At 68.7% G+C, this 24,980-nt stretch carries 16 protein-coding genes, 4 tRNA genes and 9 pseudogenes; 7 read left to right on the top strand and 22 right to left on the bottom strand.

Annotation, left to right across the window (positions count from 1 at the left end; genetic code table 11):
* Positions 1-63: 63 nt before the first annotated feature.
* A complete protein-coding gene (locus AV541_RS01315; RefSeq protein WP_060384066.1) occupies positions 64-2,916 on the bottom strand; it encodes an S-layer homology domain-containing protein in 2,853 nt (950 codons plus the stop codon).
* A gap of 500 nt (positions 2,917-3,416) precedes the next feature.
* On the opposite strand from AV541_RS01315, the gene glmS reads away from it, so the two are divergent.
* The 3 genes from glmS to AV541_RS01300 all read left to right on the top strand — a co-directional run bounded on the left by glmS (position 3,417) and on the right by AV541_RS01300 (position 6,097).
* Positions 3,417-5,231: a glutamine--fructose-6-phosphate transaminase (isomerizing) gene (glmS, locus tag AV541_RS01310; RefSeq protein ID WP_060384065.1), complete on the top strand. Its 1,815-nt coding sequence runs from the start codon at positions 3,417-3,419 to the stop codon at positions 5,229-5,231.
* 45 nt (positions 5,232-5,276) lie between these two features.
* A tRNA-Trp gene (locus AV541_RS01305) sits at positions 5,277-5,352 on the top strand.
* 46 nt (positions 5,353-5,398) lie between these two features.
* The gene (locus AV541_RS01300; protein ID WP_060384064.1) at positions 5,399-6,097 is read left to right on the top strand and encodes an FAD-dependent oxidoreductase; all 699 of its coding nucleotides are present in this window, start codon (positions 5,399-5,401) and stop codon (positions 6,095-6,097) included.
* On the opposite strand, the pseudogene mutY reads toward AV541_RS01300, so the two are convergent.
* The 12 genes and pseudogenes from mutY to AV541_RS01240 form a co-directional block, all read right to left on the bottom strand.
* Positions 6,014-6,990 (bottom strand): annotated as a pseudogene (gene mutY, locus AV541_RS01295) (A/G-specific adenine glycosylase MutY). The gene AV541_RS01300 and the pseudogene mutY sit on opposite strands and share 84 nt — an antisense overlap.
* A 2-nt stretch (positions 6,991-6,992) precedes the next feature.
* Positions 6,993-7,415, bottom strand: a complete 423-nt coding sequence (locus AV541_RS01290) for a CoA-binding protein (RefSeq protein WP_008633859.1) — start codon at positions 7,413-7,415, stop codon at positions 6,993-6,995.
* Positions 7,416-7,426: 11 nt separating this feature from the next.
* Positions 7,427-8,271 (bottom strand): annotated as a pseudogene (locus AV541_RS01285) (NAD+ synthase).
* The gene (locus tag AV541_RS01280) at positions 8,258-9,130 is read right to left on the bottom strand and encodes a nitrilase-related carbon-nitrogen hydrolase (protein WP_060384063.1); all 873 of its coding nucleotides are present in this window, start codon (positions 9,128-9,130) and stop codon (positions 8,258-8,260) included. The pseudogene AV541_RS01285 and the gene AV541_RS01280 overlap by 14 nt, the downstream one beginning before the upstream one ends.
* Before the next feature lie 40 nt (positions 9,131-9,170).
* Positions 9,171-10,727: pseudogene (locus AV541_RS01275) on the bottom strand (1,4-alpha-glucan branching protein).
* 4 nt (positions 10,728-10,731) lie between these two features.
* Positions 10,732-11,541 (bottom strand): [LysW]-aminoadipate kinase, encoded by an 810-nt coding sequence (locus tag AV541_RS01270; RefSeq protein ID WP_014630355.1) that lies wholly within the window; start codon positions 11,539-11,541, stop codon positions 10,732-10,734.
* A 31-nt stretch (positions 11,542-11,572) separates the two neighbouring features.
* Positions 11,573-12,607, bottom strand: a complete 1,035-nt coding sequence (argC, locus tag AV541_RS01265) for an N-acetyl-gamma-glutamyl-phosphate reductase (protein ID WP_060384062.1) — start codon at positions 12,605-12,607, stop codon at positions 11,573-11,575.
* A pseudogene (gene lysX / locus AV541_RS01260) lies at positions 12,600-13,444 on the bottom strand (lysine biosynthesis protein LysX). Before lysX ends, argC begins: the two are co-directional and overlap by 8 nt.
* 104 nt (positions 13,445-13,548) lie before the next feature.
* On the bottom strand, positions 13,549-13,713 hold the full coding sequence (gene lysW / locus AV541_RS01255) for a lysine biosynthesis protein LysW (protein WP_060384061.1): 165 nt from the start codon (positions 13,711-13,713) through the stop codon (positions 13,549-13,551).
* On the bottom strand, positions 13,707-14,024 hold the full coding sequence (locus tag AV541_RS01250) for a paraquat-inducible protein A (protein ID WP_060384060.1): 318 nt from the start codon (positions 14,022-14,024) through the stop codon (positions 13,707-13,709). Before AV541_RS01250 ends, lysW begins: the two co-directional genes overlap by 7 nt.
* A 9-nt stretch (positions 14,025-14,033) precedes the next feature.
* On the bottom strand, positions 14,034-14,525 hold the full coding sequence (locus tag AV541_RS01245) for a LeuD/DmdB family oxidoreductase small subunit (protein ID WP_008633870.1): 492 nt from the start codon (positions 14,523-14,525) through the stop codon (positions 14,034-14,036).
* Positions 14,518-15,768, bottom strand: coding sequence for a 3-isopropylmalate dehydratase large subunit (locus tag AV541_RS01240; RefSeq protein WP_060384059.1), 1,251 nt, complete (start codon positions 15,766-15,768; stop codon positions 14,518-14,520). The genes AV541_RS01245 and AV541_RS01240 overlap by 8 nt, the downstream gene beginning before the upstream one ends.
* 22 nt (positions 15,769-15,790) lie before the next feature.
* Between AV541_RS01240 and AV541_RS01235 the strand changes: the two genes are divergently transcribed.
* Positions 15,791-16,015 carry a type II toxin-antitoxin system HicB family antitoxin gene (locus AV541_RS01235; protein WP_060384058.1) on the top strand — a complete coding sequence of 75 codons (225 nt, stop codon included), beginning with the start codon at positions 15,791-15,793 and terminating at the stop codon, positions 16,013-16,015.
* Positions 16,005-16,211 carry a type II toxin-antitoxin system HicA family toxin gene (locus AV541_RS01230; RefSeq protein WP_008633873.1) on the top strand — a complete coding sequence of 69 codons (207 nt, stop codon included), beginning with the start codon at positions 16,005-16,007 and terminating at the stop codon, positions 16,209-16,211. Before AV541_RS01235 ends, AV541_RS01230 begins: the two co-directional genes overlap by 11 nt.
* A 2-nt stretch (positions 16,212-16,213) precedes the next feature.
* Here the strand turns inward: AV541_RS01230 and lysS are convergent.
* The 9 genes and pseudogenes from lysS to AV541_RS01185 all read right to left on the bottom strand — a co-directional run bounded on the left by lysS (position 16,214) and on the right by AV541_RS01185 (position 22,645).
* Positions 16,214-17,343: pseudogene (gene lysS / locus AV541_RS01225) on the bottom strand (homocitrate synthase).
* Between the two features lie 143 nt (positions 17,344-17,486).
* Complete coding sequence (locus AV541_RS01220) at positions 17,487-18,278, bottom strand: isoprenyl transferase (protein ID WP_060384057.1); 792 nt, start codon at positions 18,276-18,278, stop codon at positions 17,487-17,489.
* A gap of 46 nt (positions 18,279-18,324) precedes the next feature.
* Positions 18,325-19,442: pseudogene (locus tag AV541_RS12960) on the bottom strand (acyl-CoA dehydrogenase family protein).
* A gap of 37 nt (positions 19,443-19,479) precedes the next feature.
* On the bottom strand, positions 19,480-20,046 hold the full coding sequence (locus AV541_RS01210; protein ID WP_014630363.1) for a UbiX family flavin prenyltransferase: 567 nt from the start codon (positions 20,044-20,046) through the stop codon (positions 19,480-19,482).
* A gap of 9 nt (positions 20,047-20,055) precedes the next feature.
* Positions 20,056-21,269, bottom strand: a pseudogene (locus AV541_RS01205) (DUF4127 family protein).
* 7 nt (positions 21,270-21,276) lie between these two features.
* A pseudogene (gene trxB, locus AV541_RS01200) lies at positions 21,277-22,253 on the bottom strand (thioredoxin-disulfide reductase).
* 141 nt (positions 22,254-22,394) lie between these two features.
* Positions 22,395-22,470, bottom strand: a tRNA-Glu gene (locus tag AV541_RS01195).
* Positions 22,471-22,490: 20 nt separating this feature from the next.
* Positions 22,491-22,565: transfer RNA gene (locus AV541_RS01190), tRNA-Glu, on the bottom strand.
* 6 nt (positions 22,566-22,571) lie between these two features.
* A tRNA-Gln gene (locus AV541_RS01185) sits at positions 22,572-22,645 on the bottom strand.
* Positions 22,646-22,715: 70 nt separating this feature from the next.
* Between AV541_RS01185 and AV541_RS01180 the strand changes: the two genes are divergently transcribed.
* Positions 22,716-23,312 carry a hypothetical protein gene (locus AV541_RS01180; protein WP_060384056.1) on the top strand — a complete coding sequence of 199 codons (597 nt, stop codon included), beginning with the start codon at positions 22,716-22,718 and terminating at the stop codon, positions 23,310-23,312.
* Positions 23,309-24,978 (top strand): annotated as a pseudogene (locus AV541_RS12955) (hypothetical protein). Before AV541_RS01180 ends, AV541_RS12955 begins: the two are co-directional and overlap by 4 nt.
* The last annotated feature ends 2 nt before the right edge of the window (positions 24,979-24,980 follow it).

Genomic DNA, 24,980 nt, shown 5'->3' with positions numbered 1-24,980 from the left:
CCTTTAGTGTAGCCCAAAGGAAAACCCCCCGCCCAAGGGCGGGGGGGAAGGCCCTAAGGAGCCTTAGAACTTCAGGTCGTAGCTCACCTTGAAGGCCCGGCCGTAGGACTGGACAGTGTTGGCACCGTCTAGGAGGACGGCGTCCAGGTAGGCCAGGGTGAAGCTGTAGTACTTGGCCTCCACGTAGATGCCGTCCACGCCGCCAGACTGGCTCCCTGCTCCAGTGGTGAGGTTCCAGGGGAACTGGACCTCACCGGGGTAGGTGAAGAGGCGGTCGGTGGTGGCGCTCAGGGAGTAGTCGCCGTAGCCCCGGGTGAGGAAGCTCCCTGCGGGGTCCACCACGTTGGTGCCGCGGTAGGAGGCGTAGCCCACCTTCACGCTGGCGCCGGGAGCCAGGAACTCGTTCAGGGTGAGGCCCACGCGCCAGTAGGTCTCCTGGGCATCGTTGGTGGAGCCACGGGTGATATCCGTGGAGCGGGCGGCGTAGACCCCCTCCAGGCCGGGCTTCAAGGGGATGGCCAGGGGATCCGTGGCCACCTTCACCCCGTACTTGAGGGTGGTGTAGTCGTAGGTGCCCGCGCTGGCGCTAGCATCGGTGAAGCTGTGGTAGCGCACGTAGGGCTGGAGGCTGAGGAAGGCCAGCTTGCCCTGGTAGGAGGCGTAGGCCAGGAGGTCCTCGTAGGGGTAGTTGCCGCTGCCGTCGTCAAACTTCTGGTAGCCCAGAGCCAGGCTCAAGCCCGGGACGAGAGCGTCCTCGGCCTTGGCGTCGTGGGTGAGCTTGACGCCGAAGCTCGTGGAGTAGCGGGAATCCTGGATGTTGTAGAAGTAGTAGTTGTAGTTCCCGTAGGCCCCAAGGCCGCCGCTACCCGGCTGCACAACCCCGCCCACGGTCAGCTGGTTGTAGAAGGGGTTCAGGGCGAAGCCGCGGAAGAGCTTGAGGGTGGCCCCCACCCCCCAGGCGACCTGCTCGGTAGCGGGAGCACCGGCGTAGTTCGTGGAGTCATCGTAGTAGCCCCGGACCTCCAGGCCGCCCAGGAGGCCAAGGCTCAGCTTGGCGTCCACGCCGAAGCCCCTGTTGTCGGCGGCGAAGGGCGCGCTGCCGTTCCCGCCCACGCCGAAGTAGAAGTAGTGGTAGTTGGAGGACATCCCGGCCACGCCGTTCTCGTAGGCCGGGTCAATGGCCCGGTAGTTGGCGGAGAGGGAGAGGGGCCCCAGGCTGAGGTCGCCCTTGACGTAGTAGGCCCAGTCGGCGAGGGTGCTGTCAAAGAAGTTCTGCAGGCCGCCCGTGGGCCAGGTCTTGGAGGTGTCAAAGAGCCCGCTGAGCTTGACCGGCCCCAGGGCCAGGCTCGCGTCCACGCCCAGGGCGGAGCGGTTGCCGTAGTTCTCAGCGTAGTTCAGGGCCAGGCTGAAGCCCTCCACCGGCTTGAAGGCGGTGCGGATGCCGAAGTAGCCGCCCTGGAGCACAGCGGGGGCGGGGGGGGTAGCAGCAGCCCCCTCATTATTGGCCACGCCCGCCACCACGGTGACCTCGGGGGAGAGGGGGAACTTGGTGCCGGAGAAGGTGGCCACCATGCCCTGGCGGGTGGTGGCGGGGTAGCTGTCCTTGTCGTTGGCGAAGAGGTAATCGTTGAAGCTGAAGGAGCTGGTGCTGGAGCTGTAGACCACGCTGAAGGCCTGGCCGTCCACGTTCCCCTTGACGCTGGCGTCGGTGAGGTAGGCGTTGGTGGTGTTAATGCTACCGGAGCCGAAGGCGTCCACGGAGAGGGAGGCGCTGGCCTCGGAGACGTTCACCCCGCTCGTGCCGGGCTGGGCCACCTTGACCCCGAAGGTGAGGGTGGCGGAGCCCCCGGTGAAGGTCTGGTCAAAGTCGCCCCGGCGCTGGGCCACCCGGTTGCGGTAAGGCGGACCAGCACCGTAGTCCTGCTGGCCGGAGCCCGAGGAGACCTGGTTCCCGGGGAAGAAGCGGTCAATGTCAAAGTTGATGCCGGTGTTGGTGGCCGTGCCGTAGGTGGCGGAGAGGGAGCCCTTGATGGAGTACTGCACCTTGGAGAGCTCCGCCACCTGGCCCTCGAGCTTGGCCACCTTCTCGGAGAGCCCCACCAAGTCGGAGCGGAGGGCGGCGGCGAACTCCTGGACCGCGGCCACGTCCTCCTTGGTGGCAAACTGCTTGAAGTCCACACCCTGAAGGTCCGCCAGCCCCTTCTCCAAGGCAGTGGCCCGGTCCTGCAGGGCCAAGACATCCTGGTTGAGGAGGACGGCGAGCTCGTTCAGGGCCTGGATGGCGTCGGCGTTGGCCTCCACCTGGCTCCTAAGCCCGGCCAGGTCGCCCTTCACGCCCTCCACGTCCTGGGCCAGGGCGTCCAGCCGCTCGGCGAGCTGCTGGGCCTGGGCCAAAGCGGTGTCGGCGGCGATGGAGGCAGCCTCCACCCGGTCGGCCAGGTCCTTCAGGGCGGCCTGGTCCATGCCGGGCTCAGGCATGGGCTGGGCCTTGAGCTCGGCGATCATCGCCTCGAGGCGGGCGATGTCCTCCTTGGTGGCGGCGCTGTCCTCCAGGGCGGAGACCCGCACGCCCAGGGAGGCGAGCTCGGCGGCGAGCTCCTGGACGGCGTTCTTCAGGGCCTCGAGGTCCTCGGCGGACAGGGCCTCCATGGTGGGGGACTTGCCCTGGGCCTTCAGCTCCTCCTCAATCTGCTGCAAAAGCCGGTAGATGAGGAGGGCCGCCTGGTAGCGGGTGAGGTTCTCGTTGCCCCGGAAGGTGCCGTCCGGGAAGCCCAGGATGATGCCCTTGGCCGCCAGAGCCTCCACGGCCTCCTTGGCCCAGTGCCCGGCGGGCACGTCGGAGAACTGGGCCAGACCGAACCCCATGGAGAGGACGGTCAAGAGCCCTGCCAGTAGTGTGACCAGCCTTTTCTTCATATGCCTCACACCCCCTTAAGGGTCGTGGGCGGGAACCCGAGACGGGCGAGTTGCCGCGTTTCCTCTCCGCCCAGGTCCGCCCGGTGCGGGGAAAACCCCCAAAAAGGAGCCCTTTTTCCCCGCATCCGGGGCTATCATAAAAACCTCACGCGCCCTTGTCAAGCGGTTGGGCCTTAAGGTTTCTGCTATACTCCCCCCGGGAGGGAGGTGGGAGGCGGAAAGACACATCGGTGGAAGGCGGGAAGCGCAGGGGGCCATTGGCCTCACGAGGTGGCGGACCCCGCGAAGGGGATAACCGGCTTCGGCCGGGAAAGATCGAGGGATCCGCGGATGCCGCCCGGGGTGTGCCCGCCCCGCCCGCCTGCGAAAAGCCCCGAGGGAAAGCCGGCCCCGCGAGGGGCGGACAACCGAGGGGCAGGGCGTATCCAGAGGAAAACCGCCGGGAAGAAGGCGCAGCCCTTGGGGGCTTCGGCCCCTTCCCGGTGGCCTTTTGAGGCCATATGTGCGGGATTGTAGGCTACGTAGGTTTTAGGAACGCGACGGACGTGCTTTTGGATGGGCTTCGGCGCCTGGAGTATAGGGGGTACGACTCCGCCGGCATCGCGGTGCGGACTCCGGAGGGCCTCAAGGTGGTGAAGCGCTCGGGGAAGCTCTCCTCCCTGGCGGAGGCCGTGGGGAAGACGCCCCTCCAGGGGGCCTTGGGCATCGGCCACACCCGCTGGGCCACCCACGGGGCCCCCACGGACCCCAACGCCCACCCTCACACCACGGAGGACGGGAGGATCGCCCTCATCCACAACGGCATCTTTGAGAACTACCTGGAGCTCAAGGAGGCCCTTCAGGCCCGGGGGCACCGCTTCCGGTCGGAGACGGACACCGAGGTCCTCGCCCACCTCCTGGAGGAAACCTACCGAGGCGACCTCCTTGAGGCCCTGCGGGAGGCCCTCAAGGCGGTGCGCGGGGCCTACGCCGTGGTGGTGGCCCACGAGGACCACGAGGAGATCGTGGCCGCCCGCACGGTGAGCCCCTTGGTGGTGGGCCTGGGGGAGGGGGAGAACTTCCTGGCCTCAGACGTGCCCGCCCTCCTCCCCTACACCCGCCGGGTCATCTTCCTGCACGACGGGGACGTGGTGCGCCTCACCCGGGAAGGGGTGGAGATCACCGACCTGGAGGGCAGGCCGGTCCAGAGGGAGGCGGTGGAGGTGGACTGGACCCTGGAGGCCGCCGAGAAGGGGGGCTTCCCCCACTACATGCTGAAGGAGATCTACGAGCAACCCTGGGTCCTGGAGAACACCCTGGGCGGGCGCCTGAGGGAGGAGGAGGGGACCGTGGAGCTCGGCCTCGCCCTGGACCCACGGGAGGTGGACCGGGTCCACGTCATCGCCTGCGGAACGGCGGGCTACGCTGGGCTTTACGGGAAGTACCTCCTGGAGACCCTGGCCCGCCTCCCCACCGAGTGGGACGTGGCCAGCGAGTACCGCTACCGCGACCCCGTGGTGGACTCGAGGACCCTCGCCCTCGCCATCAGCCAGTCGGGGGAGACCATAGACACCCTGGAGGGCCTGAGGGAGGCCAAGCGCAAGGGGGCCCGCTCCCTCGGGGTCATCAACGCCAAGGGGAGCACCCTGACGCGGGAGGTGGAGGACGTCCTCTACATCCACGCCGGGCCGGAGATCGGGGTGGCCTCCACCAAGGCCTACACGGCCATGCTCGCGGCCATGGCCCTCCTCGCCGTCTGGTTCGGCCGGGCCCGGGGCGCCCTCGCCCCCGAGGAGGCCCAACGCCTCCTCCGGGAGATGCGCCGCCTTCCCAGGCTCGTGGAAGAGGTCTTGGAGAAAAGGCCCCTCGTGGCCCACGTGGCCGAGAAGTACCACCAGGCCCAGGACTTCCTCTTCCTGGGGCGGCACGTCCAGGCCCCCACCGCCTACGAGGGGGCCTTGAAGCTCAAGGAGATCAGCTACATCCACGCCGAGGCCTACCCCGCCGGGGAGATGAAGCACGGGCCCATTGCCCTCATTGATGAGCACCTCCCCGTGGTCGTCCTCGCCACCAAAGGCCCCCTTTACGAGAAGACCCTTTCCAACATCCAGGAGGTGCGGGCCCGGGGCGGGAAGGTGATCGCCATCGCCACCGAGGGGGACGAGGAGATCCCGAGGCTCGCCCAGGACGTGATCTACGTCCCCGAGGTCCACCCCCTCCTCGCCCCCATCGTGAGCGTGGTCCCCCTCCAGCTCCTCGCCTACGAGATCGCCGTGCTCCTGGGGCGGGACGTGGACCAGCCCCGCAACCTGGCCAAGAGCGTGACCGTGGAGTGAGGCTTGGCCTTCCCGCCAGGGGTGTGCTATGATCCTCCTTGGCGGGGGCCGTTAGCTCAACTGGCAGAGCACCGGTCTCCAAAACCGGGGGTTGGAGGTTCGAGTCCTTCACGGCCCGCCAGGCTTTCCCCTGGGCCCTTGAGGCCCAGGGGTTAGGCTTTTAGCGTATGGCGGCGTACCAAGTCCTCATCGTGGGCGCAGGGTTTTCCGGGGCCGAGGCCGCCTTTTGGCTCGCGCAACAGGGGGTGCGGGTGGGCCTCCTCACCCAGAGCCTGGACGCGGTGATGATGCCCTTCCTGCCCCCTCAGCCTCCCTTTCCGCCGGGAAGCCTCTTGGAAAAGGCCTACGACCCCCAGGACGAACGGGTCTGGGCCTTCCACGCCCGGGCCAAGTACCTTTTGGAAGGGCTTAGGCCCCTCCACCTCTTCCAGGCCACGGCCACGGGGCTTCTGTTGGAGGGGAAACGGGTGGTGGGGGTCAGGACCTGGGAAGGCCCCCCGGCCCGGGCGGAAAAGGTGGTGCTCGCGGTGGGAAGCTTCCTCGGGGCGAGGCTTTTCCTGGGCAGGGTGGTGGAGGAGGCAGGAAGGCTTTCCGAGGCGAGCTACCCTGACCTGTGGGAAGCCCTTAAGGCCCTGGGCTTCCACTTCGTGGAACGGGAAGGGGGGGTGCCGGAAACCCCCTCCACCCCCGGCTACCGGGTGCGCTACCACGCCTTCCACCCCGAGGAGTGGGAGGAGGCGACCTTCCGTCTCAAGCGCCTGGAAGGGCTTTACGCCGTGGGCCTATGCGTCCGGGAGGGGGACTACGCCCGCATGAGCAAGGAGGGGAAGCGCCTTGCGGAGCACCTTCTCCATGAGCTTGGGTAGGGGCCTCTTCCAAGGGTCCTCCCCCTCTCCCAGCCAAAGGGCCCCCCGCACCTCCACAAGAAGCCTCCGGTGGGTAAGGGCGTGGCGCACCTCGCCCAAGGAGGAAGAGCGCACCCCGAAGACCGCTTCCCGCCGCGGAAGCTCCTCCGGGGGAAAAAGGGGCACGCCGTAAAGCCCCTGGAAGCGCCCCTGAAGGCGCTCCAAATGGACGCCCTTCCGCCCCAAGAGAACCAGGGCCACAAGGCGCTCCTCGGGCGCCCTCCTCTTCCGGGGAAGGGGGTAGCGCCCCCAATCCCCCTTGCCCCGGCAGAAGGCCGCTAGGGGCATTCGGGGCAGCGGGGGTTTTTCGGCAGGCAGACCACCGCCCCGAGCTCCATGAGGGCCTGGTTCCACACCCCCGGGTCCACGCCCTCGGGGAGGAGGCCCTGGGCGAGGGCGAAAAGCTCCTTCTCCTTGGGGCTTTCCCGGGCGAAGAGGCGGGAGAGGACCCTCCGGACGTTCCCGTCCACCGCCGCCACCCGTTCCCCGAAGGCGATGGAGGCCACCGCCGCCGCGGTGTAGGGCCCAAGGCCAGGGAGGCGCAAAAGCTCGCGGTAGCTCGAGGGGAGGGCTACCACCTGCTGGCTCAGGCGGTGGAGGTGCTCCGCCCGGCGGTAGTAGCCCGCCCCCTGCCAAACCCGGAGGACCTCCTCTAAGGAAGCCGCCCGCAGGGCCTCTAGGGCAGGAAACCGCTCCAGAAAACGCCGGTAGTAGGGGATGGCCTGCTCCACCCGGGTCTGCTGCAAGAGGACTTCGGAGACCAGGATCCAGTAGGGGTCCTTCTCCCCCCGCCAGGGGAGGGGGCGGGCGTTTTCCCGGTACCAGGCGAGGAGGGCTTTCTGCCAGGCCTCCACGGCTAGAGGGGAAGGGCCCCCCGGAAGAGGCGCTTGTGCTCCACCATGAGGCAGCGGTTGGCCACTACGGGGATGCCCGCCTCCTCCAGGGCCCTTTCAAAGGCGGAGTGGGTGATCCCTGACTGGAGCCAGACGAGGCCCGGCCTTAAGGCGAGGATCTCCGGAAGGTGGTCCATGAGGGCGGAAGCGGGGCGGAAAACGTCCAGGATGTCTACAGGCTTCGTAAGGTCCTTTAGGCCCGCCACCACCTTTGCCCCGAAGAGCTCCTCCCCGGCGAAGCGGGGGTTCACAGGAAGGATGCGGTAGCCCTGTTCCCAAAGGTACTTGGGCACGTAGTGGGCGGGGCGGCCTGGGTCCTTGTGAGCCCCGAGGACGGCGATGGTCTCGGCCTCCGAAAGAAGGCGCTTAAGCTCCTGGTCTTCCATCGGCAACCCCCTCAAACTCGGTAGTCCAAAGGCCTGAGGTAAAACTCCCCGATGGCGGTGGAGGAAAGGAGGGCCACCGTGGGAAGGGCTCTTTTCCAGTGGGTGCGGTTCACCCGCGCCTTGACCCGCCTAAGCTCCTCCTCGGTGAAGCCGAGGCCCAGGATGTACTGGTCGGAGTAGCCCTTCAGGTAGTGCTCCAGGATCACGTCGGCCCGGAGGTAGCGCAACCCCAAATCGGCCTCGTCCGTCTGGCCGGGGATGAGGTCGGCGGTGGGGGCTTCCTCACCACCTCCTCCGGCACCCCGAGGTACTCGGCGAGCCGCCAGACCTGGGTCTTGTAGAGGTCTCCCAGGGGGTTCACGGGGGGCGTGTCGTCCCCGTGCCAGGTGAAGTAGCCGAAAAGCCTTTCCGTCTTGTTGCCCGTGCCCAAGGGGAGGGCCCTGTAGGCCTCGGACTTGTCAAAGAGGACGATCATCCGCGCCCGGGCCATGACGTTTCCCTTGCGGTGGGGAGTGAGGTCCGGGGTGAGGGCGGCGTAGCCCTCCACCATGGGGGTGATGTCCACCTCCTCCAGGGCGACGCCGAAGGTTTCGGCCACCAGGTAGGCGTGTTCCCGGGAGGTGGGGCTACTCTCCCGGTGGGGCAGGAAGAGGGCGTGGACCCTTTCCGCCCCCAAGGCCCGCACCGCCAAGGCCAGGGTGGTGGCCGAGTCCACCCCGCCGGAGACGGCCACGATGGCCTTCTCGTAGCCCCGCCAGGAAAGCTCCTCCCGGATAAACCGGGTGAGGAAGTCCGCCACCAGGGGCCAGTTGAGCTCCAGGACCTCCTGGGCTTTGGGCGCCTCAAGTATCCGCATCCCGCCTCCCTAAGACCCTTTGCAGGTCGGAAAGAAGCAGGGGCAGGCCCGCCTCGAGGTCGGAGAGGAGGGGGCTGTCGTAGCGCACCGGAGGGATTCTCTCCCGGTCCAGGTGGAAGAGGAGGGCTGCCTCCTCAAAGAGGGGGGCCTCGGCCAGGACGCGGCCGTCCGGGCCCACCACCAGGCTCCCCCCGCTCATCCCCTTCCCCCCCTCAAACCCCACCAGGCTCGCCACCACCACGTAAAGCCCGTGCTCCGCCGCCACCGCCCGGGCCAGGGTGCGCCAGCGCTCCACGTTCTCCGGCCTTTCTCCCTGGAAGCCCCGGGCCGGGCTCGCCGAAGGGACATAGATCACCTCGGCCCCGTCCAGGGCGGCGATGGTGGCGGTGATGGAGTGCCAGAAGTCCTCGCAGATGAGGAGGGCCGCCCGGCCGAAGCGGGTGTTGAAGGCCTCCACCCGCCGCCCCCGGGCCAGGTAGCGCTCCTCGTCAAAGACCCCGTAGGTGGGGAGGAAGACCTTGCGGTGGACGTGGACGATGCGGTGGGGGAGTTCCAGGTAGGCAGCGCTGTTGTAGTAGGCCCCCTCGTCCCGCTCGTAAAAGCCCACCACCACGTCCAAAAGCCCCTCCCAGGCTAGCTCCTTGTGCACCTGGGAGAGGAGCTCTAAAAGCTCAAAGCGGGTGAGGGCGAGCTCCCTTACCCCCCCTTGCAGGAAGTAGCCGGTGAGGGCGGTCTCGGGAAGGACCACCACCTCGGGGGCCTGGGGGCGGAGGGCCTCCAGGTGGGCCCGAAGCCGGGCCAGGCTTTCCCTGAGCCGGGACTTTTCCGGCCGGAACTGCAGGATCGCGTGCCGCGCCACGCCCTTATCCTACCCCCAGCCCAGGCCCCCTCCCCGTGGGCTAGCCCACCCCCAGGTAGAGCCGGGGGTCGGCCTCAGGAAAGGGGTTGTCCTGGGCCTCCAGGGCGCTCAGCTCCTCCGGGGAAACCCCCTTAAGGAGGTGGAAGAAGGCCGCGGCGTGCCCCTGGTAGCGCTCCTTGGCGTAGGCTTCCGCCTGGCCGGTGTCTATGAGGAAGGGCCAGTCGGAGGCCTCGAGGAGCAAAAGCTCCCGCATGGCCTGCTGCAGGACCCGGGAGGGAAGCCCCCCCGGCGCACCGCCTCCCGCATGGCCCCTTCCGCCCGGTAGACCGTGCGCCAGTAGTCCAGGGTCTTCTCGTTGAGCCAGACCCGGTGGTCCCCACCCCGGCCCCAGGAGCCCTCGGGGAGGGCGGTCCGCACCGCGGGGCCCTGCACCGCCTCCCGCGCGGTCACGGGCCGGACCTTGGGGCTTTGGGCGAGAAGCCTCAGGACGGCCTCGAGCCAGGCCACCCCCTCGTACCACCAGTGGCCGAAAAGCTCGGCGTCGTAAGGGGAGAGGATGACCCCCTCGGGGTGCTGCCCGGCGAGGCGCTCCAGGAGGCCCACGAAGTGGCGGGCGTGCTCTTCCGTCTTGGCGAAGGCCGCCTCCGGATCGTAGGGGGCCTTCTCCGCGAGGTCGGCCTTGCGGTGGGTCACCCGCCAGTGGTGGAGGCCGGAGAGGGGGTCCTTGCGGTGGAACTCCCGGTAAAGCCCCTCCCCCGGGTAGCCATAGTCGGCGCTCCACACCTGGAGGGTGGTCTCCGGGTTGCGGGCGAGGACCCTAAGGCCCGACTCCAGCTCGTGGACGTAGTAGGTGGCCTCCTGGCTCTCCACGGGACCCAAGGCGGCCTCCCCGTAAGGGGAGAGGGGCTCACCCCCCTGGACCAGGTGGGCGTCCACGAAGGTGTAGCGGATCCCGGCCCGCATCAAAAGCTCGTCCACCCCGGGCCTCACCCCCTCCGGGGGGCCTTCCACGGGGGGCTTCCATAGCCCCTTGGGCCGGTAGGCCATCTCCGGGAGCCAGAAGCCCGTGGGGTCCTTGGCGAAGTGGCGGCGGTAGGTGCTAACCCCGGTCTTGATCTGGGCCCAGAGGGCCTCGTCGTAGCCCAAAAGGGGGAGTAACCGTGGGTGGCGTTGGAGGTGATGAGCTCCACCTGCCCCCGGTCCTGGGCCCGGCGGAAGGCGGCGAGGAGGTCCCCCCCAGGTGGTGGAAGTGGTCCAGGGTGAGCTCCCAGAAGGCCACCTGGTGCCGGGCGCTCTTCTCCAGCTCCGTGCCCCCATAGCGCAGGTAGTCGCCCTGGGCCCGGGCCAGGCGGTCCTTGGCGTAGGCCAAAAACCCCTCCTTGATCCGCGCATCCCCCAGCTGCTCCGCCAGGATGGGGGTGATCCCCAGGGTGAAGCGGGCCTCCACCCCTTCCTGCCAAAGGCGCTCCAAGACCCGGAGGAGGGGGAGGTAGGTCTCGGCCATGGCCTCGTAGAGGGTCTCCTCCCCAAAAGGCCACATCCCGTGGGCCCGCACGTAGGGGAGGTGGGCGTGGAGGACCAGGGCGAAGCGCGCCATAGGCCTAGCGTACCACGGTGCCTTCCCCGGAAAGGGCCCGCCGTATGGGGTTTTCCACCCGGGCGTCGGCGAAGACCACCCGCTTCACCCCGCCCTTCACCGCCTCCACCGCCCCCATGACCTTGCGCTTCATCCTGCCCTGGGCTAAGGCCAGGTACTCCGGGTCCTCTATCCTCTCCACGGGGATCTCCCGCACCAAGGAGGCCTCGTCGGGGTAGCGGGCGAGGAGGCCGGGGACGTTGGAGAGGTAGACCAGGGCCTCGGCCCCGTAGAGGGTGGCGAGGAGGGCGGCGATCTGGTCCCCATCGGTGTTGATGGCCTCGTTCTCGTAGCTTAGGGCGGGGGGGGTGAGGACGGGGAGGTAGCCCGCCTGAAGGAGGAGGTCCAAAAGGGCCTTGTTCACCTCCTCCACCGTCCCGGTGTAGTCCCCGCGGTGGACCTTCACCTTGCCGTTTTCCACGTACTTGACCGCCGTCTTCCTGCGGCCCACAAAAAGCCTTCCGTCCAAGCCGGAAAGGCCGATGGCGTTCGCCCCCTCCTTCTGCAAAAGCTCCACCAGACGCTTGTTGACCAGGCCGCAGTAGACCATCTCAAAGATCTCCAGGGTCTTCCGGTCGGTGAGGCGGCTCACCTGCCCCCCGGGGTGGGTGAGGAAGCGGGGCGGGTGGCCCAGGGCCTCCGCCACCTTGTTGGTCTCGGCGCTCCCCCCGTGGACGAGAAGGAGCTTTACCCCCTCCTTCCACAAGGAGGCGGCGTCCTTGGCCACGGCCTCGTAGTTGATCCCCTCGGCGCCTCCCACCTTGACCACGATCACAAGCTCACCTCCCCCTGCCAAGCGGTTGGCCTTAGGGGTGAAGCCCCGGGAAGTCCAGGCCCAGGGTCTCGGGCCAGCCCATGCGGATGTTTAGGGCCTGGAGGGCGTGGCCGGCGGTGCCCTTCACCAGATTGTCAATGGCCACCATGACCACCAGCCTGCCGGTGTCCTCCTCCAGCTCAAAGCCGATGTCCGCGTAGTTGGTCCCCTGGACGAAACGGGGGTCGGGGTAGCGGTGGATTCCCTTTTTCTGCTTGACGATGCGGACAAAAGGCTCCCCGGCGTAAGCCTCCCGGTAGGCCTGCCACACGTCCCTTTCGCTCCAACCGTCCTGGACGAAGCACTGGGCGGTCATGAGGATACCCCGCACCCGGTCGGTGGCGATGGCGGTGAGGTGGACCTCGGGGCGGCCCGGAAGGTTTTCCACCACCTCGGCGGTGTGGCGGTGACCCGTGGGCTTGTAGACCCGGATGGACCCGGCCCTTTCGGGGTGGTGGCTCGCCGGGCTCGCCTCGGCCCCCCCTGCCGAGGTGGAGATGAGGAGGGTGACGAAGATGGGGGTGGGCTTCAGGACCCCGGCCTTGAGGAGGGGGTAGAGGCCGAGGAGGGTGGCCGTGGCGTTGCACCCGGCCCCGGCGATCCAGTCCGCCTCCTTTAGGGCCTCCCGGTGGAGCTCGGGCACGGCGTAGACGAAGCGGCCAAGGAGGTCCGGCCTCGGGTGCTCCCCGTAGTACCTGCGGTAAAGCTCCGGGTCCTTCAGGCGGAAGTCCGCGGAGAGGTCCACGAGGACGGGGGCCAGGGCGCTGTAGCGGTCAAACTCCCGGGCGAAGACCCCGTGGGGCAGGGCCAGGACCAGGATGTCGGCGGGCTCTAGCTTCTCCGGGAGGACGAACTTGAGGTTCGTGCGCCCTCGGAGGTTGGGGTGGACGAAGTGGACGGGCTCGCCCGCGAAGCGCCTCGAGGTCACCTGCTTTACCTCCAGGTAGGGGTGGGAGAGGGCGAGGCGCAAAAACTCTCCCCCGGCGTACCCCGAGGCCCCCACGATGGAGATCGTCTTCCTATCCACGGGCCACCTCCCAGGCGTAGCGCAGGATCTCTCCGGGGATATCCACCCCCGTGGTGTGCACGGAGTTCTTGAACTCCATGGTGTGGTTCACCTCGTTGACCAGTAGACCCCGCTCCGACTCAAAAAGGTCAATGGCCACCACCCCGCCCCCCACGGCCTTGGCCGCCCGCACCGAAAGTTCAGCGATCTCCTCCGTCAAGGGGCAGTTTTCCGCCTCGCCTCCCCGGGCGGTGTTGGTGATCCAGTGAGGGCTTTTGCGGTAGATGGCGGCGATGGCCCTCTCCCCCACCACGAAGACTCTGATGTCCCGCCCGGGCTTTGCCACGTACTCCTGGATGTAGAAGAGCTGGTGCAAGAACCCCCCAGGACCTCCTTGTGCTCCAGGATGGCCTCCGCCGCTTCCCGGTCGGTGACCTTGGCGAGAAGCCGCCCCCAGCTCCCCACCACGGGCTTCAGCACCACGGGGTAGCCGAAGGCCTCCATGAGCCTCAAGGCCTCCTCCCGGTCCGTGGCCAAGGCGGTCTTGGGCTGGGGAAGGCCCGCCCTTTCCAGGGCCACGCTCGTGGCCCACTTGTCCCCGCAGGCCTCGATGACCTCGGGGCGGTTCACCACGGGGATGCCGAGGGCGGTGAGGTAGCGGGCGGCGGCGAGGCCCCGGCTCTGGCTCACGCACCGCTCCAGGGCCACCGTAACCCCCTCAAGCGCCTCGGGCCTTTCGCCCAGGACCATGGGGAGGGCGGGGACGTAGACCTTCTTGTAGGGGAGGCCCAGGGCCTCCGCCCGCTCAAAGAGCATCCGCTCGTCGGGGCGGATGCGGTCGTAGAGGATGGCCAGCATCTAGCCTCCGGGAAAGAGGGCGCCAGGCCCTGCCAGGGGCGCAGGCCGGCATGGGGCGGCGCCGCCGGGGCCCCCACGCCGGCCTAGACCGGCGTGGTGTGGGATCACTCGCCCCAGTCTTCCGCCTCCTCCGGGGCGGGCTCGAGCCTCAAGGGGTCAAGCCCCACCACCTCCAGCTCCGCGCCGCAGTCCTCGCAGACCACAAGCTCGCCAAGCTCCGGGTTCTCCAGGGTAAGTTCCGCACCACACTCAGGGCAAATGGCTACCATTCCTCGTCCTCCTCTTCCACCTCGCTCCAGTCGGGGATGAAGCGGAAGCCGCACTCGGGGCACTGCACCTCCTGGCCTTGGTCCTCCTCGGAGAGCTCAAAGGTGTAGCCGCAGCGGGGGCAGTCCACGAAGAACCCCTCCAGGCCCTCCTCCGTGACCTCCACCTCCAAGGGGTCCAGGGAAACCACCTCCAAAAAGGCCCCGCAGGCCTCGCACTCCAGGACGTCCCCGACTTCGAGGTCCTCGAGGTCCTCGGCCAGAACCACGCTGGCCTCGCCGCACACCGGACAGACGATCTCTAGGTCCTCCATGGGCCCAGTTTACTCCCCGGGAAAGCGCCCGTGCTTCTTGTAATAGTCCAGAAGCGAACCCTCCTTGAGCGCCTCCAGGAGGAAGGGGGGCGGGGGACGGAGGAGGAAGCGCTCCTCCCCCCGCGTCAAGACCCCCGTCTCCAGGTCCAACTCCACTTGGTCGCCGTCCTCTAGCGCATCCACCACCTCCTCCGACTCAAAGGGGACGATCCCCAGGTTCACCAGGTTGCGGAAGAAAATGCGAGCGTAGCTTTTGGCGATGATGGCCCGGATGCCGAGGCGCTTCAGGGCCTCGGGGGCGTACTCCCGGCTGGAGCCAAGCCCGGCGTTCCGCCCGAAGACGAGGATGTCCCCGGGGCGCACCTCCTTGGCGAACTCGGGCCTCAGGTGGGCGAAGGCGTAGAGGTGGAACCGGTCCTCCCCCACCATGAAGGGGGCGTACTTGCCGGGAAGGATGTCGTCGGTGTTGATCTGGTCGCCGAACTTCCAGACCCTAGGCATGGGTTTCCTCCAGTTCCTCCGGGGTGGTAAGGTAGCCCGCCACCGCGCTGGCCGCCGCCACCCGGGGGCTTGCCAGGTAGATCTCGGCGTCCGGGGCCCCCATGCGCCCCCGGAAGTTGCGGTTAGAGGTGGAGACGCACACCTCCCCCGGGGCCAGAACCCCCATGTGCCGCCCCATGCAGGGGCCGCACCCCGGGGTGCCGATGGTGGCCCCCGCCTCCAAGAGGGTGAGCAGGGTGCCGTCCCGGGCGGCCTCCTCCAGGACCTGGGAGCTCGCCGGAATCACCAAAAGCCGCACCCAAGGGGCCACCTTCCGCCCCTTAAGGACCTCCGCCGCCGCCCTGAGGTCCTCAATCCGGCCGTTGGTGCAGGTGCCGATGAAGACCTGGTCCACCCGCTTGCCCTTCACCTGGGCCACCTCGTGCACGTTGTCCACGTAGAAGGGCACGGAAACCCTGGGGGTGAGGGCGGAAAGGTCAATCTCCACCTCCCTCACGTAATGGGCGTCGGGGTCGGGGTAGAACCAGTCCGGCACCCGGTACATCTCCAGGATCTCCCCGCTCGGCACCACGAGCCCCGCCTTGGCCCCGGCCTCCACGGTGAGGTTGGCGAGGGTCATGCGCTCCCCGCGGGAAAGGCCTTCCGCCCCGTCCAGGAGGTGGATCTCCACCGCCATGTAGGTGGCCCCTTCGGCGGTGAGGAGGCGGACCATCTCCAGGGCGGCGTCCTTGGCCGTGACCCCCTTGGGAAGCCTTCCCCGGAAGACCACCTTGACGCTCTCGGGCACCCTAAGCCAGGTGCGCCCACTGGCGGCGGCCAAGGCGATGTCCGTGGCCCCCATCCCCGTGCCGAAGGCCCCCACCGCCCCGTAGGTGGTGGAATGGGAGTCCGAGCCCACCACGATCCACCCGGGCTGGGCCAGACCCTCCTCTATAAGGACCTGGTGGCAGACCCCCCTTCCCACGTCAAAGACCCGGATGCCCAGGCGCTTCCCCCACTCCCGGATCTCCTTCTGGGCCTTGGCCACCTCCAGGTTCGCCGCCGGGGCCACGTGGTCTATGACGATAGAAACCCTTTCCGGGTAGCGGGGGGTGGCGTTGAGGTACTCCAGGCGCTTGAAGAAGCTCCCGGCGATGGAGTCCACCACCATCACCTGGTCCACCTCCACCACCACGAGCTCCCCCGCCCGCACGGGCCTTCCCACCTTGTGGGAGAGGATCTTTTCCGCTAGCGTCTGTCCCACACGCACCTCCTATACTGAGGGTATGCCCAAGTACACCGCCCTCCTCTACCCGGACCCGGAGACCCCAGGGATCTGGATCGCCGAGTTTCCCGCGGTGCCCCAAGCCCACTCCTTCGGCCAAAGCCCCGAGGAAGCCTTGGCGCGGGCCAAAGAAGCCCTGGAGCTCGTCCTGGCCTATCTGAAAACCGAGGGGCGCCCCCTTCCCCGGGACGTACAAGCGGTAGAGGTAGGCGTGGATGCCGCCTAGACCGGAGGAGGTGGCCCGGAAGCTCCGCCGCCTCGGGTTCGTGGAGCGCATGGCCAAGGGGGGACACCGGCTCTACGCCCACCCTGACGGCCGCATCGTGGTGGTGCCCTTCCACAGCGGGGAGCTTCCCAAGGGCACCTTCAAGCGCATCCTGCGCGATGCCGGGCTCACCGAGGAGGAGTTCCATAACCTCTAGCCTCACGCCGTGATCCACTCCCGGAGGATCCGGTCCAGCTCCTCCAGGGTGAGCTGGCCCCGGTCGGCCAGGGCCTTGATGTGCTGGGTGACCCGGTGGAGCTCCTCCTCCCCGTAGTGGAGGCCGAGCTCCTCCGCCCGCGCCTTGATGGCGTGCCGCCCGGTGAGCCTCGAGGCGATGATGAGCTTCCGCCGCACCCCGAAGACCTCGGGTGGGTAGGGCTCGTAGGCCTCGGGGTTGATGTAGATGGCCTTGAGGTGCATCCCCGCCTTGTGGCTGAAGGCCGTCTCCCCGGTGATGTAGTTGTTGAAGGGGATCTCCACCCCCACCATCCTCGCCACCATCCGGTCCAGCTCGGGGAGCATCTCCAGCTTGTACTTCCTGCGCACGTACTCGGGCTGGAGGGTGTACATGCGGGCGAGGAACCCCCCAAAGGCGTGATCCCGTTCCTCTCCCCGATCCCCAGGATGGTGGTGTCCACGTGGGTGGCCCCGGCCTCAATGGCTTCATAGGCGTTGGCGATGGCGCAACCCGTGTCGTTGTGGCCGTGGAACTCAATGTCTACCCTTGGCCCCACCACCCGCCGCACCTCCCGCACCAGGGCGTAGACCTGCCGGGGCGTGGCCACGCCCACGGTGTCCGCCAGGCCCACCCGGTCCACGTAGGGGGCCACGGCCTCGTAGACGGCGAGGAGGTCCTGCTCCTCGGAGCGGAAGGTGTCCTCGGCGGAGAAGCGCACCTCCACGTGGGGGGCCGCCTCGCGGATGTAGGCGATCACCTCCTTGGCCTCCTCAATGATCCTGGAGATGTCCCGCCCATGGGCGGCCCGGAGGTACTTGCTCGTGCCGAAGAGGAGGTCAATCCCCTGGACCCCCGTCTCCACCGCCACCTTGGCCGCGTCCAGGCGGCACTGGATGTGGGTCACCACCTTGGCCTTGAGGCCCAAGGAGGCGAGGACCTCGGCGTCCTTGCGGGACTGGGGGGAGGCCACCGGGGTGGTGACCTCAATGTACTCAATGCCGAACTCGTCCAGGGCCTTGGCGATCTCCACCTTGTCCTGGGTGGAGAAGTTCGCCCTTTCAAACTGTTCCCCTTCCCGTAAGGTGGAGTCAATAATCTTCCACTCCCGCATGCACCCCTCCCCAAAAGAAAACCGGCCCGAACCCGGGCCGGGGGATAAGAAGCCCTTGGAGGGCTATCCTACCCCCCGGCGGCCGAGTTTTTTCACACGGGCCAGCATCTTGCCAGTAAGGGTATACGAAACGCCGCGAGTTGTCAACGCCCAAACCGCCTCTCCCGGGCCTGGTAGCTCCTTAGGGCGCGCAGGAAGTCAATCTTGCGGAACTCGGGCCAGAGGACGTCGGCGAAGTAGAACTCGGAGTAGGCGGACTGCCAGAGGAGGAAGCCGGAGAGGCGGATCTCCCCCGAGGTGCGGATGATGAAGTCGGGGTCGGGAAGCCCGGCGGTGTAGAGGTGGCGGGCGATGTCCTCCGGGGTGAGGCCCTCGGCCACCTCCTTGGGGGAGAGGCCCCGGGCCTCCGCCTCCAAAAGGAGCCGCTTCACGGCGTCCACGATCTCCTCCCGCCCCCCGTAGCCTAAGGCGATGTTGAGGAACATGCCCCGGTGCCCCTCCGTCCTCCGCTCCAGGCGCTCTATGGCCCGGACCACCTCCGGGGAAAACCCCTCCCGCCTGCCGATGAAGCGGACCCGCACCTGGTTTTCCAGGATCCGGTGGTCCTCCGCCATCCGCTCGGCCTCCCGCAGGAAGAGGTTCATGAGGGTCTCCACCTCCTCCGGGGGGCGCTTGAAGTTGTCCGTGGAGAAGACCCAGACGGTCACGGTCTTGATGCCCATCTCCAGGCACCACTCCAGGACCTCGTAGGCCTTCTGCACCCCGAACTCGTGCCCCTTGGTGGGGGAAAGGCCCAAAGCGCGGGCGTAGCGGCGGTTTCCGTCCAGGATGAGGCCCAGGTGCTTGGGCATGGGGCCTCCCTTGACCTCCCTCAGGAGGCGCCTTTCGTAGAGCCAGTAAAGGGGACGGGAGAGGGCGAGGAGGCGGCGGAGCATACCCTACCCACCCTAAGCCGGGGGATGAGAAAGGGAAGGGGTCTTCCTAGCGGTAGAGCTCCCGGGCGATGACGAGGCGCTGGATCTCCGAGGTGCCCTCGTAGATCTCCGTCACCTTGGCGTCCCGGTAGTACCGCTCCACCCGGTAGTCCCGGTGGTAGCCGTACCCCCCCAGGACCTGGACCGCCTCCCGGGTCACCTCCACGGCGGCGGCGCTGGCGAAGAGCTTGGCGGCGCTGGCCTCGAGGGTGAACCTCTCCCCCAGGTCCTTCTTCCTCGCGGCCTCGAGGACGAGGGCCCTTGCGGCGGCGATCTTCACGTGCATGTCGGCGATCTTGAAGGCGATGGCCTGGTGCTCGCGGAGCTTCTTCCCGAACTGCTCCCGCTCCTCGGCGTAGGCCTTGGCGATCTCAAAGGCCCCGCGGGCGATGCCCACCGCCTGGGCCGCCACCCCCACGCGCCCCGAGTCCAGGCCCGCAAGGGCATAGGCCAGGCCCCGCCCCTCCTCCCCGAGAAGGTTCTCCTCGGGGACGAAGACCTCCTCGAGGCGCACCTCGGCGGTGTGGGCCGCGTGGAGGCCCATCTTCTCCTCGGGGCGGCCGAAGGAAAGCCCTGGAGTACCCTTCTCCACCAAGAAGGCGCTGATCCCCTTCTCCGTGCGGGCCATGACCACGTAGAGGTGGGCCTGCCCGGCGGAGGTGATCCAGCTCTTGACCCCGTTCAGCACGAACCCGCCCTTGACCCGCCGCGCCTCGGCACGAAGGCTTTTGGCGTCGGAGCCCGCCTGGGGCTCGGTGAGGCAGAAGGCCCCGATCCACTCCCCCGGGCCAGGGGCACGAGGTAGCGCCGCTTCTGCGCTTCGCTCCCGAAGCGGAGGAGCATGTACTGGGGAAGGCCGCCCGTCACGGAGACGATGACGGCCACGCTGGGGTCGGCGGCGGCGAGCTCCTCCAGGGCCAAGGCCCAGGTCACGGAGTCCAGGCCCACCCCTCCCCACTCCTCCGGGGTGGTCATGCCGAGGAGGCCGAGCTCGGCCAGGGCCTTGAGCTGGGGCCAGGGGTACTCGGCCTTCCGGTCGTACGCGGGGGCGAGGGGGTAGAGGACCTCCCGGGCCACCCGGCGCACCGCGTCCAGAACCAGCCGTTGCTCCTGGGTGAGGGTCATCCTCCCTATCGTAACATCGCAGGTCGGCAAAAAAGCGTCACGTTTCCCCCCACCGGGGGGCGCGCTTCCCGGGAAGCCCCAGGTGGTCCAGGATGCGCTGGGTGACGAAGCCGAGGAGGTCCCTAATCTCCTTGGGGCGGTGGTAGAAACCGGGGCTCGCCGGGAGGATGGTGGCCCCGGCCTCCGCCGCCTGGACCATGGCCCTTAGGGTGGGGAGGGGCAAAGGGGTCTCCCTCAGGACGAGGACAAGGGGGCGGCGCTCCTTCAGGTGGACGTAGGCCGCCCGGGTGAGAAGGGTGTCGGCGAGGCCCATCGCCACCTTGGCCAGGGTGGTGGCCGAACAGGGAACCACCACCATCCCGCGGGTAGGAAACGAGCCCGAGGCGATGGGGGCGCCCAGGTCCTGGTCCTTGTAGACCCGGTGGGCCAGGGCGTGGAGGTCCTTGGGGCTTAAGCCCATCTCCTCCCAGAGCACCCGCTTGGCCCCCTGGGAGAGGACGAGGTGCACCTCGGCGAGGTCCTTGAGCGCCTCGAGGAGGTCCAGGGCGTAGGGCATGCCGCTCGCCCCGGAAACCCCCACCACCACCCGGAAAGGCGCGTCCACGGCGCCATTCTACCGGCCCAAGGCGGGGCCCGCCCGGCGGGGCACCAGGGCGAGCTCGGGCCAGGCCTCAAAGCTCCGCCTCCAGGGGAAGGCGAGGCCCCGGAGGTCCAGCCAGAACCCGTCCAGCTCCACCCGGGGAAAGCCCTCGGCCACGGCCTGGGCCTCCTCGGGGAGGGGCTCGGGGAAGCGGGCCCGCACCCAGGGCCTGCCCACCTCCCCCCACCAGTACTGGAAGTAGGCCTCGGCGAGGCGCGAAAGCCGCCCCTCCCGGTCCTCGAGGAAAAGCCCCCCCTGGGCCAAGGCGCTCCCCAGGTTGTTCGCCGGGGTACCCCAGGCGGCGTAGGCGGCGAGGCGGGCGTAGAGGCCCATCCCCTCCAGGTAGGCCATGAGGCGGGGGTCCCCCCGGTTCACCCGGGCGAGGTCGGCCAGGGCCACGGGGTGACGGGCCATGAGGCGGAGGAGGTCCAGGGCGGCCTTTCTCGGGTCCCCACCCCCGTAGACGTAGAGGACGAGGTCGGGGCCCTCGGCCAAGGGCACCGCCACCGCGCGGGCGCTGGCCAAGACCCCGGCCACGGTCTTTTCCAGGGGAAGCCCCTCGTAGGGGGTGACCCGGGCGCGCAAGGCCTCGTCCTCGTAGACCACGGCCACCCGGAGGCCGGGCCTAAAGGCCCTAAGAAGCAGGACCTGGCCCGCCTCGTCGGCCCCGGGGCGGGCGGGGTAGCCCAGGGCCCGGGCCTCCCGGGGGCCCGGGGAGTTCCTCAGGGCGTCGTCCCAGACCGCCTCCAGGTAGACCCCCCGAAGGCCCCTCCAGGAGGCGAGGGCCTGGAGGACCCGGAGGTTCCGCTCCCGCCTCGAGGCGTCCCACCTCGGGACGACGCCGAAGAGGTATAGCGCCCCGCCCCCGCGGGCCTTCCAGGCGAGGAGGGGGGCGAGGCGGGCCAAGGCGTCCTCCGGGGCGAGGGGGAGGTGGCGGCTTTGCACAAGCCCCCCGTAGGCCAAGGCGTCCAGGCTCGCCACAAGCCCCCACCCGGGGGTGGCGAGGAGCCAGGCCCTCAAGGCCTCGAGGTCGGCCCCCTCTGGTCCCCGGTAGGCCTCCCGGGGCGGACAGAGGACCACCCCCCAGGCGCAGGGGGCGAGGTTGGGGGGCGGTCGTCCAGGGGAAGGTAGAGGAGCTGGGCGAGGCCCAGACCCCAGGCCACGAGAAGCGCCCAAAGGCGCGCCACGTCCGCCCTAGCCCTTGACCTTTTCCGCCTCCTCCGCCAGGTAGCGCTCGGCCATCATGGCGGCGCGGGTGCCTGCCCCCACGCTCGTGGTGAGCTGGCGGTAGATGGGGTCGGCCACGTCCCCGGCGGCGAAGATGCCGGGCTCCGAGGTGAAGACCTCGTCCCGCACGGCGATGTACCCGTCGGGCCTGAGCTCCACCACCCCCTTGAGGAAAGCGGTGTTGGGCTCGTGGCCGATGAAGACGAAGACGCCGTCCGTGGGGTAGACGTACTCCTCCCCGGTCTTTAGGTTCTTAAGCCGCACCCCCGTCACCTGGTCCTCCCCCAGAATCTCGGTGACCACGTGGGAGAAGAGGAAGTGCATCTTGGGGTTCTGGAAGGCCCGCTTCTGGGCCACCTTGTTGGCCCTAAGCTCGTCCCGGCGGTGGACCAGGGTCACTTTTCGGGCAAACTTGGTGAGGAAGAGCCCCTCCTCCACGGCGGCGTCCCCCCCACCCACCACGACCACCTCCTTGTCGCGGTAGAAGAAGCCGTCGCAGGTGGCGCAGGTGGAAACCCCCCGGCCGTAAAACTTGTCCTCCCCGGGGACTCCAAGCCGCCTCGGGTTCGCCCCCGTGGCCACGATCACCGCCCGGGCGCGGTAGTTCCGCTCGTAGCCCCGGACCAGGTAGCCCCCCTCGGCCTTCTCCAGGCCCAGGACCTCGTCCATGACGATCCGGGCCCCGAACTTCTCCGCCTGCTGCACCATGCGGCTCGCGAGCTCCGGCCCGGAGATGCCCTCGGGGAAGCCCGGGTAGTTCTCCACCTCGTCCGTCTGGGCGATCTGCCCCCCGGGAAGCCCCTTCTCCACGATGACCGTCTTGAGCTGGGCCCGGCCGGCGTAGATCCCGGCGGTAAGCCCCGCGGGCCCCCGCCGATGATGACCACATCGTAGGTGTCCTCCGAGGCGGGGGTGCTCCCTAGTGCGCTCAGGTTGAACTCCATTCTTTCCCTCCTCCTTGGACGCCAGTTTACCCCCTCACATACTTATAGGGGGTATACCTCGCCCCATTTTGGGGGTAAGGGGAAGGGTGTCAAGAAAAAACCAACCGAGCCGCGGAAAAAACACCCCCGAAGGGGTGTTCCTGGTGACCCCAGGGGGATTCGAACCCCCGTCTCGGCCTTGAGAGGGCCGTGTCCTAGGCCTCTAGACGATGGGGCCATGCGCGGCTCGGCTGGCTTTGGTGACCCCAGGGGGACTCGAACCCCCGCCGCCGGCTTGAAAGGCCGGTGACCTAACCGCTAGTCGATGGGGCCAAAGTTTGGCTGGGGTGCGTGGATTCGAACCACGACCGGCGGATCCAGAGTCCGCTGTCCTACCCTTAGACGACACCCCAGCGACGGGCGCCCGAAGCCTCGGGCAGTCGTTATGGTACACTCTAAAGGGCGGATTGGCAAGCCCCTCCTATGGAACGCGAGGTCGTAGACATCCTCAGCGAGTACCTCTCCCCGCAAGCGGCCGCCAACCTCCTCGCACGGGCCCAAGCGCGGCTCAGCCCGACCACCCCCCAGGACTGGGCGCGGCTTTTGGAGGGGCCGCTTTGGGAGGAGCTACGGGCCATCCTCCCCTTCCGGGAGATGCCCCCCGGGCTTAAGGCCCTCGTCCGGCGGCTCAAGGCGGCCACCCCCCCTCCGCCCAAACCCCAAGGCGAGGCAGTGCCGGAGACCGCGCCGGCCCTCGAGGCGGTGGACCTGGCCGACCCCGAAGAGCGGGACCGCCTCGCCCGGAGCCTCGCCCGCCTCGAGGGGGTGACGGGGGTGGTGGTGGCCCACCCCTCGGGGAAGGCGGAACTCCCCGAGGGCTTCCCTATTCCCCTGGACACCGCCCACCTCCTCCTCCGCCGCCAGGGGTACGCCCTCTTTTACCTGCGCACCGCCTCGAGGCTCCTCCTCCTCCGTCCCGTGGGCGGGGGCTTCGTGGGCGTGACGGCCCGGGAGGAGGCCAACATGGGGCAGCTCATGCACAGGCTCAAACGCCTGGCCCCCAAGGAGGTAAGCGGATGAGAAGAGGTCTGGTCCTGCCCTTCGCCCTCGTCCTTTCCCTGGCCCTGGCCGCGGGCCTCACCGATTTTTACGACCGCCTGGAGGCCGCCTTGGGCCAGGTGCGCCTGGAAAACCCGGCCCAAGCGGTGAACGCCCTCAACCGGGCCCAAAGCCTTCTCCGGGAGGAAGGAGGGTTGCCCCCGGTCCTGCGGGACGCCGCCCTCACCAACCTGCAGGAGGCCCGCCAGTTCCTGGCGCAGAAGAGCGCGGTGGACCTCGAGGCCCGCCTCCTTCTGGTCCGCCACCTCGTGGGCAAGGCCCTCTACGACGCCTTCCTCCAGGCCCAGGGGGAGGAGAAGGCCGCCTTGGGCCAGCGTCTGGCCCGGGCCACGGGCCTTCCCCCCGCCGTGGTGGCCCAGGCCCGCTCCGCCCCCCCGAGGAGGCCCGGAGGCTCCTGGAAGCCCGCTACCTCCAGGCCATGGCGGAGGACCTGGGCCAAGCCCTCGCCGCCCAGAGCCGCCCCCAGGCCTACCTGGCCCTGGCCCGGGCCTACGCCCGCTACCTCATCGTCCAGGACAGCCCCCAAAGCCGCCTCAAGGCCCAGGACTTCGTCCAGGCCCTGGCCCTCGTCTCCTCCGGCCAGCCCTTCCGCCCCGAGGTCCAGAGGCTCCTCGGCCAGGTCCAGGCCTGGCGGCAGGACCTCCTGCGCCTGCAAACAGACCAAGCCCCTTCCCCGACCGAGGCCGCCCCACCCCCGACGCCCGCGCCCGCATCCCAACCCCAGGCCTCCCCGCCCCGTCCCGGAAGCGTGGGCGCCCTCTTCACAGGGGGGCTTCCGGAGGGACTCGAGGAGGAACTCAGCTTCCTGGCCCTAGAACCCGAAACGAAAACGCGCCTAGGCGAGGCCCTCCAGGCCCTCGGCTATGGGAGCGTTCTGGACTGGCTCGCCGTGGCGGACGAGGTGCGGGGGGCCCTCGCCCTGGCCCAGCTCTACGTGGAAAGCGGCCACTTCGCCCAGGCCCGGGCCCAGCTGGACTACGCCCACAGCCGTTTCCGGCTCAAGCTCCTGCCCGTGGCCGAGGCCTATGCCCCGGGCGTGGCCAAGCGGACAGACCTGCTCTTCCAACGCCTGCGGGAGGCGGTGGGGCTCAGGACGCTGGACATCACCGTGCTCCTCGGCGAGCTCCAGGAGTTGGAAGAACGGCTCCTGGGCAACACCCTCGGCCCGTGGCACGCCCTCCAGGTCCAGGCAGAACTCCTCCTCCTGGGCATCCCCCGTTCCGTCTTCTTTATCCTGGCGGCGGTCCTTTCCTTCTTCCCCCTCTACCTCGTCCGGATCACCTTCGGCGGGCGGAACGTCTACTGGAACCTCCTCGGGCTGGGCTTTTTCTTCCTCTTCCTGCCTATCTTGGCCGAAGGCCTCTCCTACATGGGTTCCATCCTGGCCGAGTACGGGGGGCTCCCCGCCTTAGGCGCCCTGGCCAACCTCTCCGTGGCCCAGTCCCTCCTCGCCTATTGGGGCTGGGGGCTTTCCGTCTTCCTCGTGGTGGCCCTCGCCGGGGCGGGCCTCCGGGGCATCGCCGCCCAGTTCGGCCTCCTGCGGGAGCGGGAGCCCGAGGCCTCGAGGCGGGAGACCACCCCCACCCTCACCAGCGAGACCATCGTGGAGTGGGACGAGGAGTTCTGAAG

It is taken from the genome of Thermus parvatiensis, assembly GCF_001535545.1.
Lineage (GTDB): Bacteria > Deinococcota > Deinococci > Deinococcales > Thermaceae > Thermus > Thermus parvatiensis.
The sequence above is the reverse complement of the archived record's forward strand: the minus strand, read 5'-3'. Positions and strand labels throughout refer to the sequence as shown.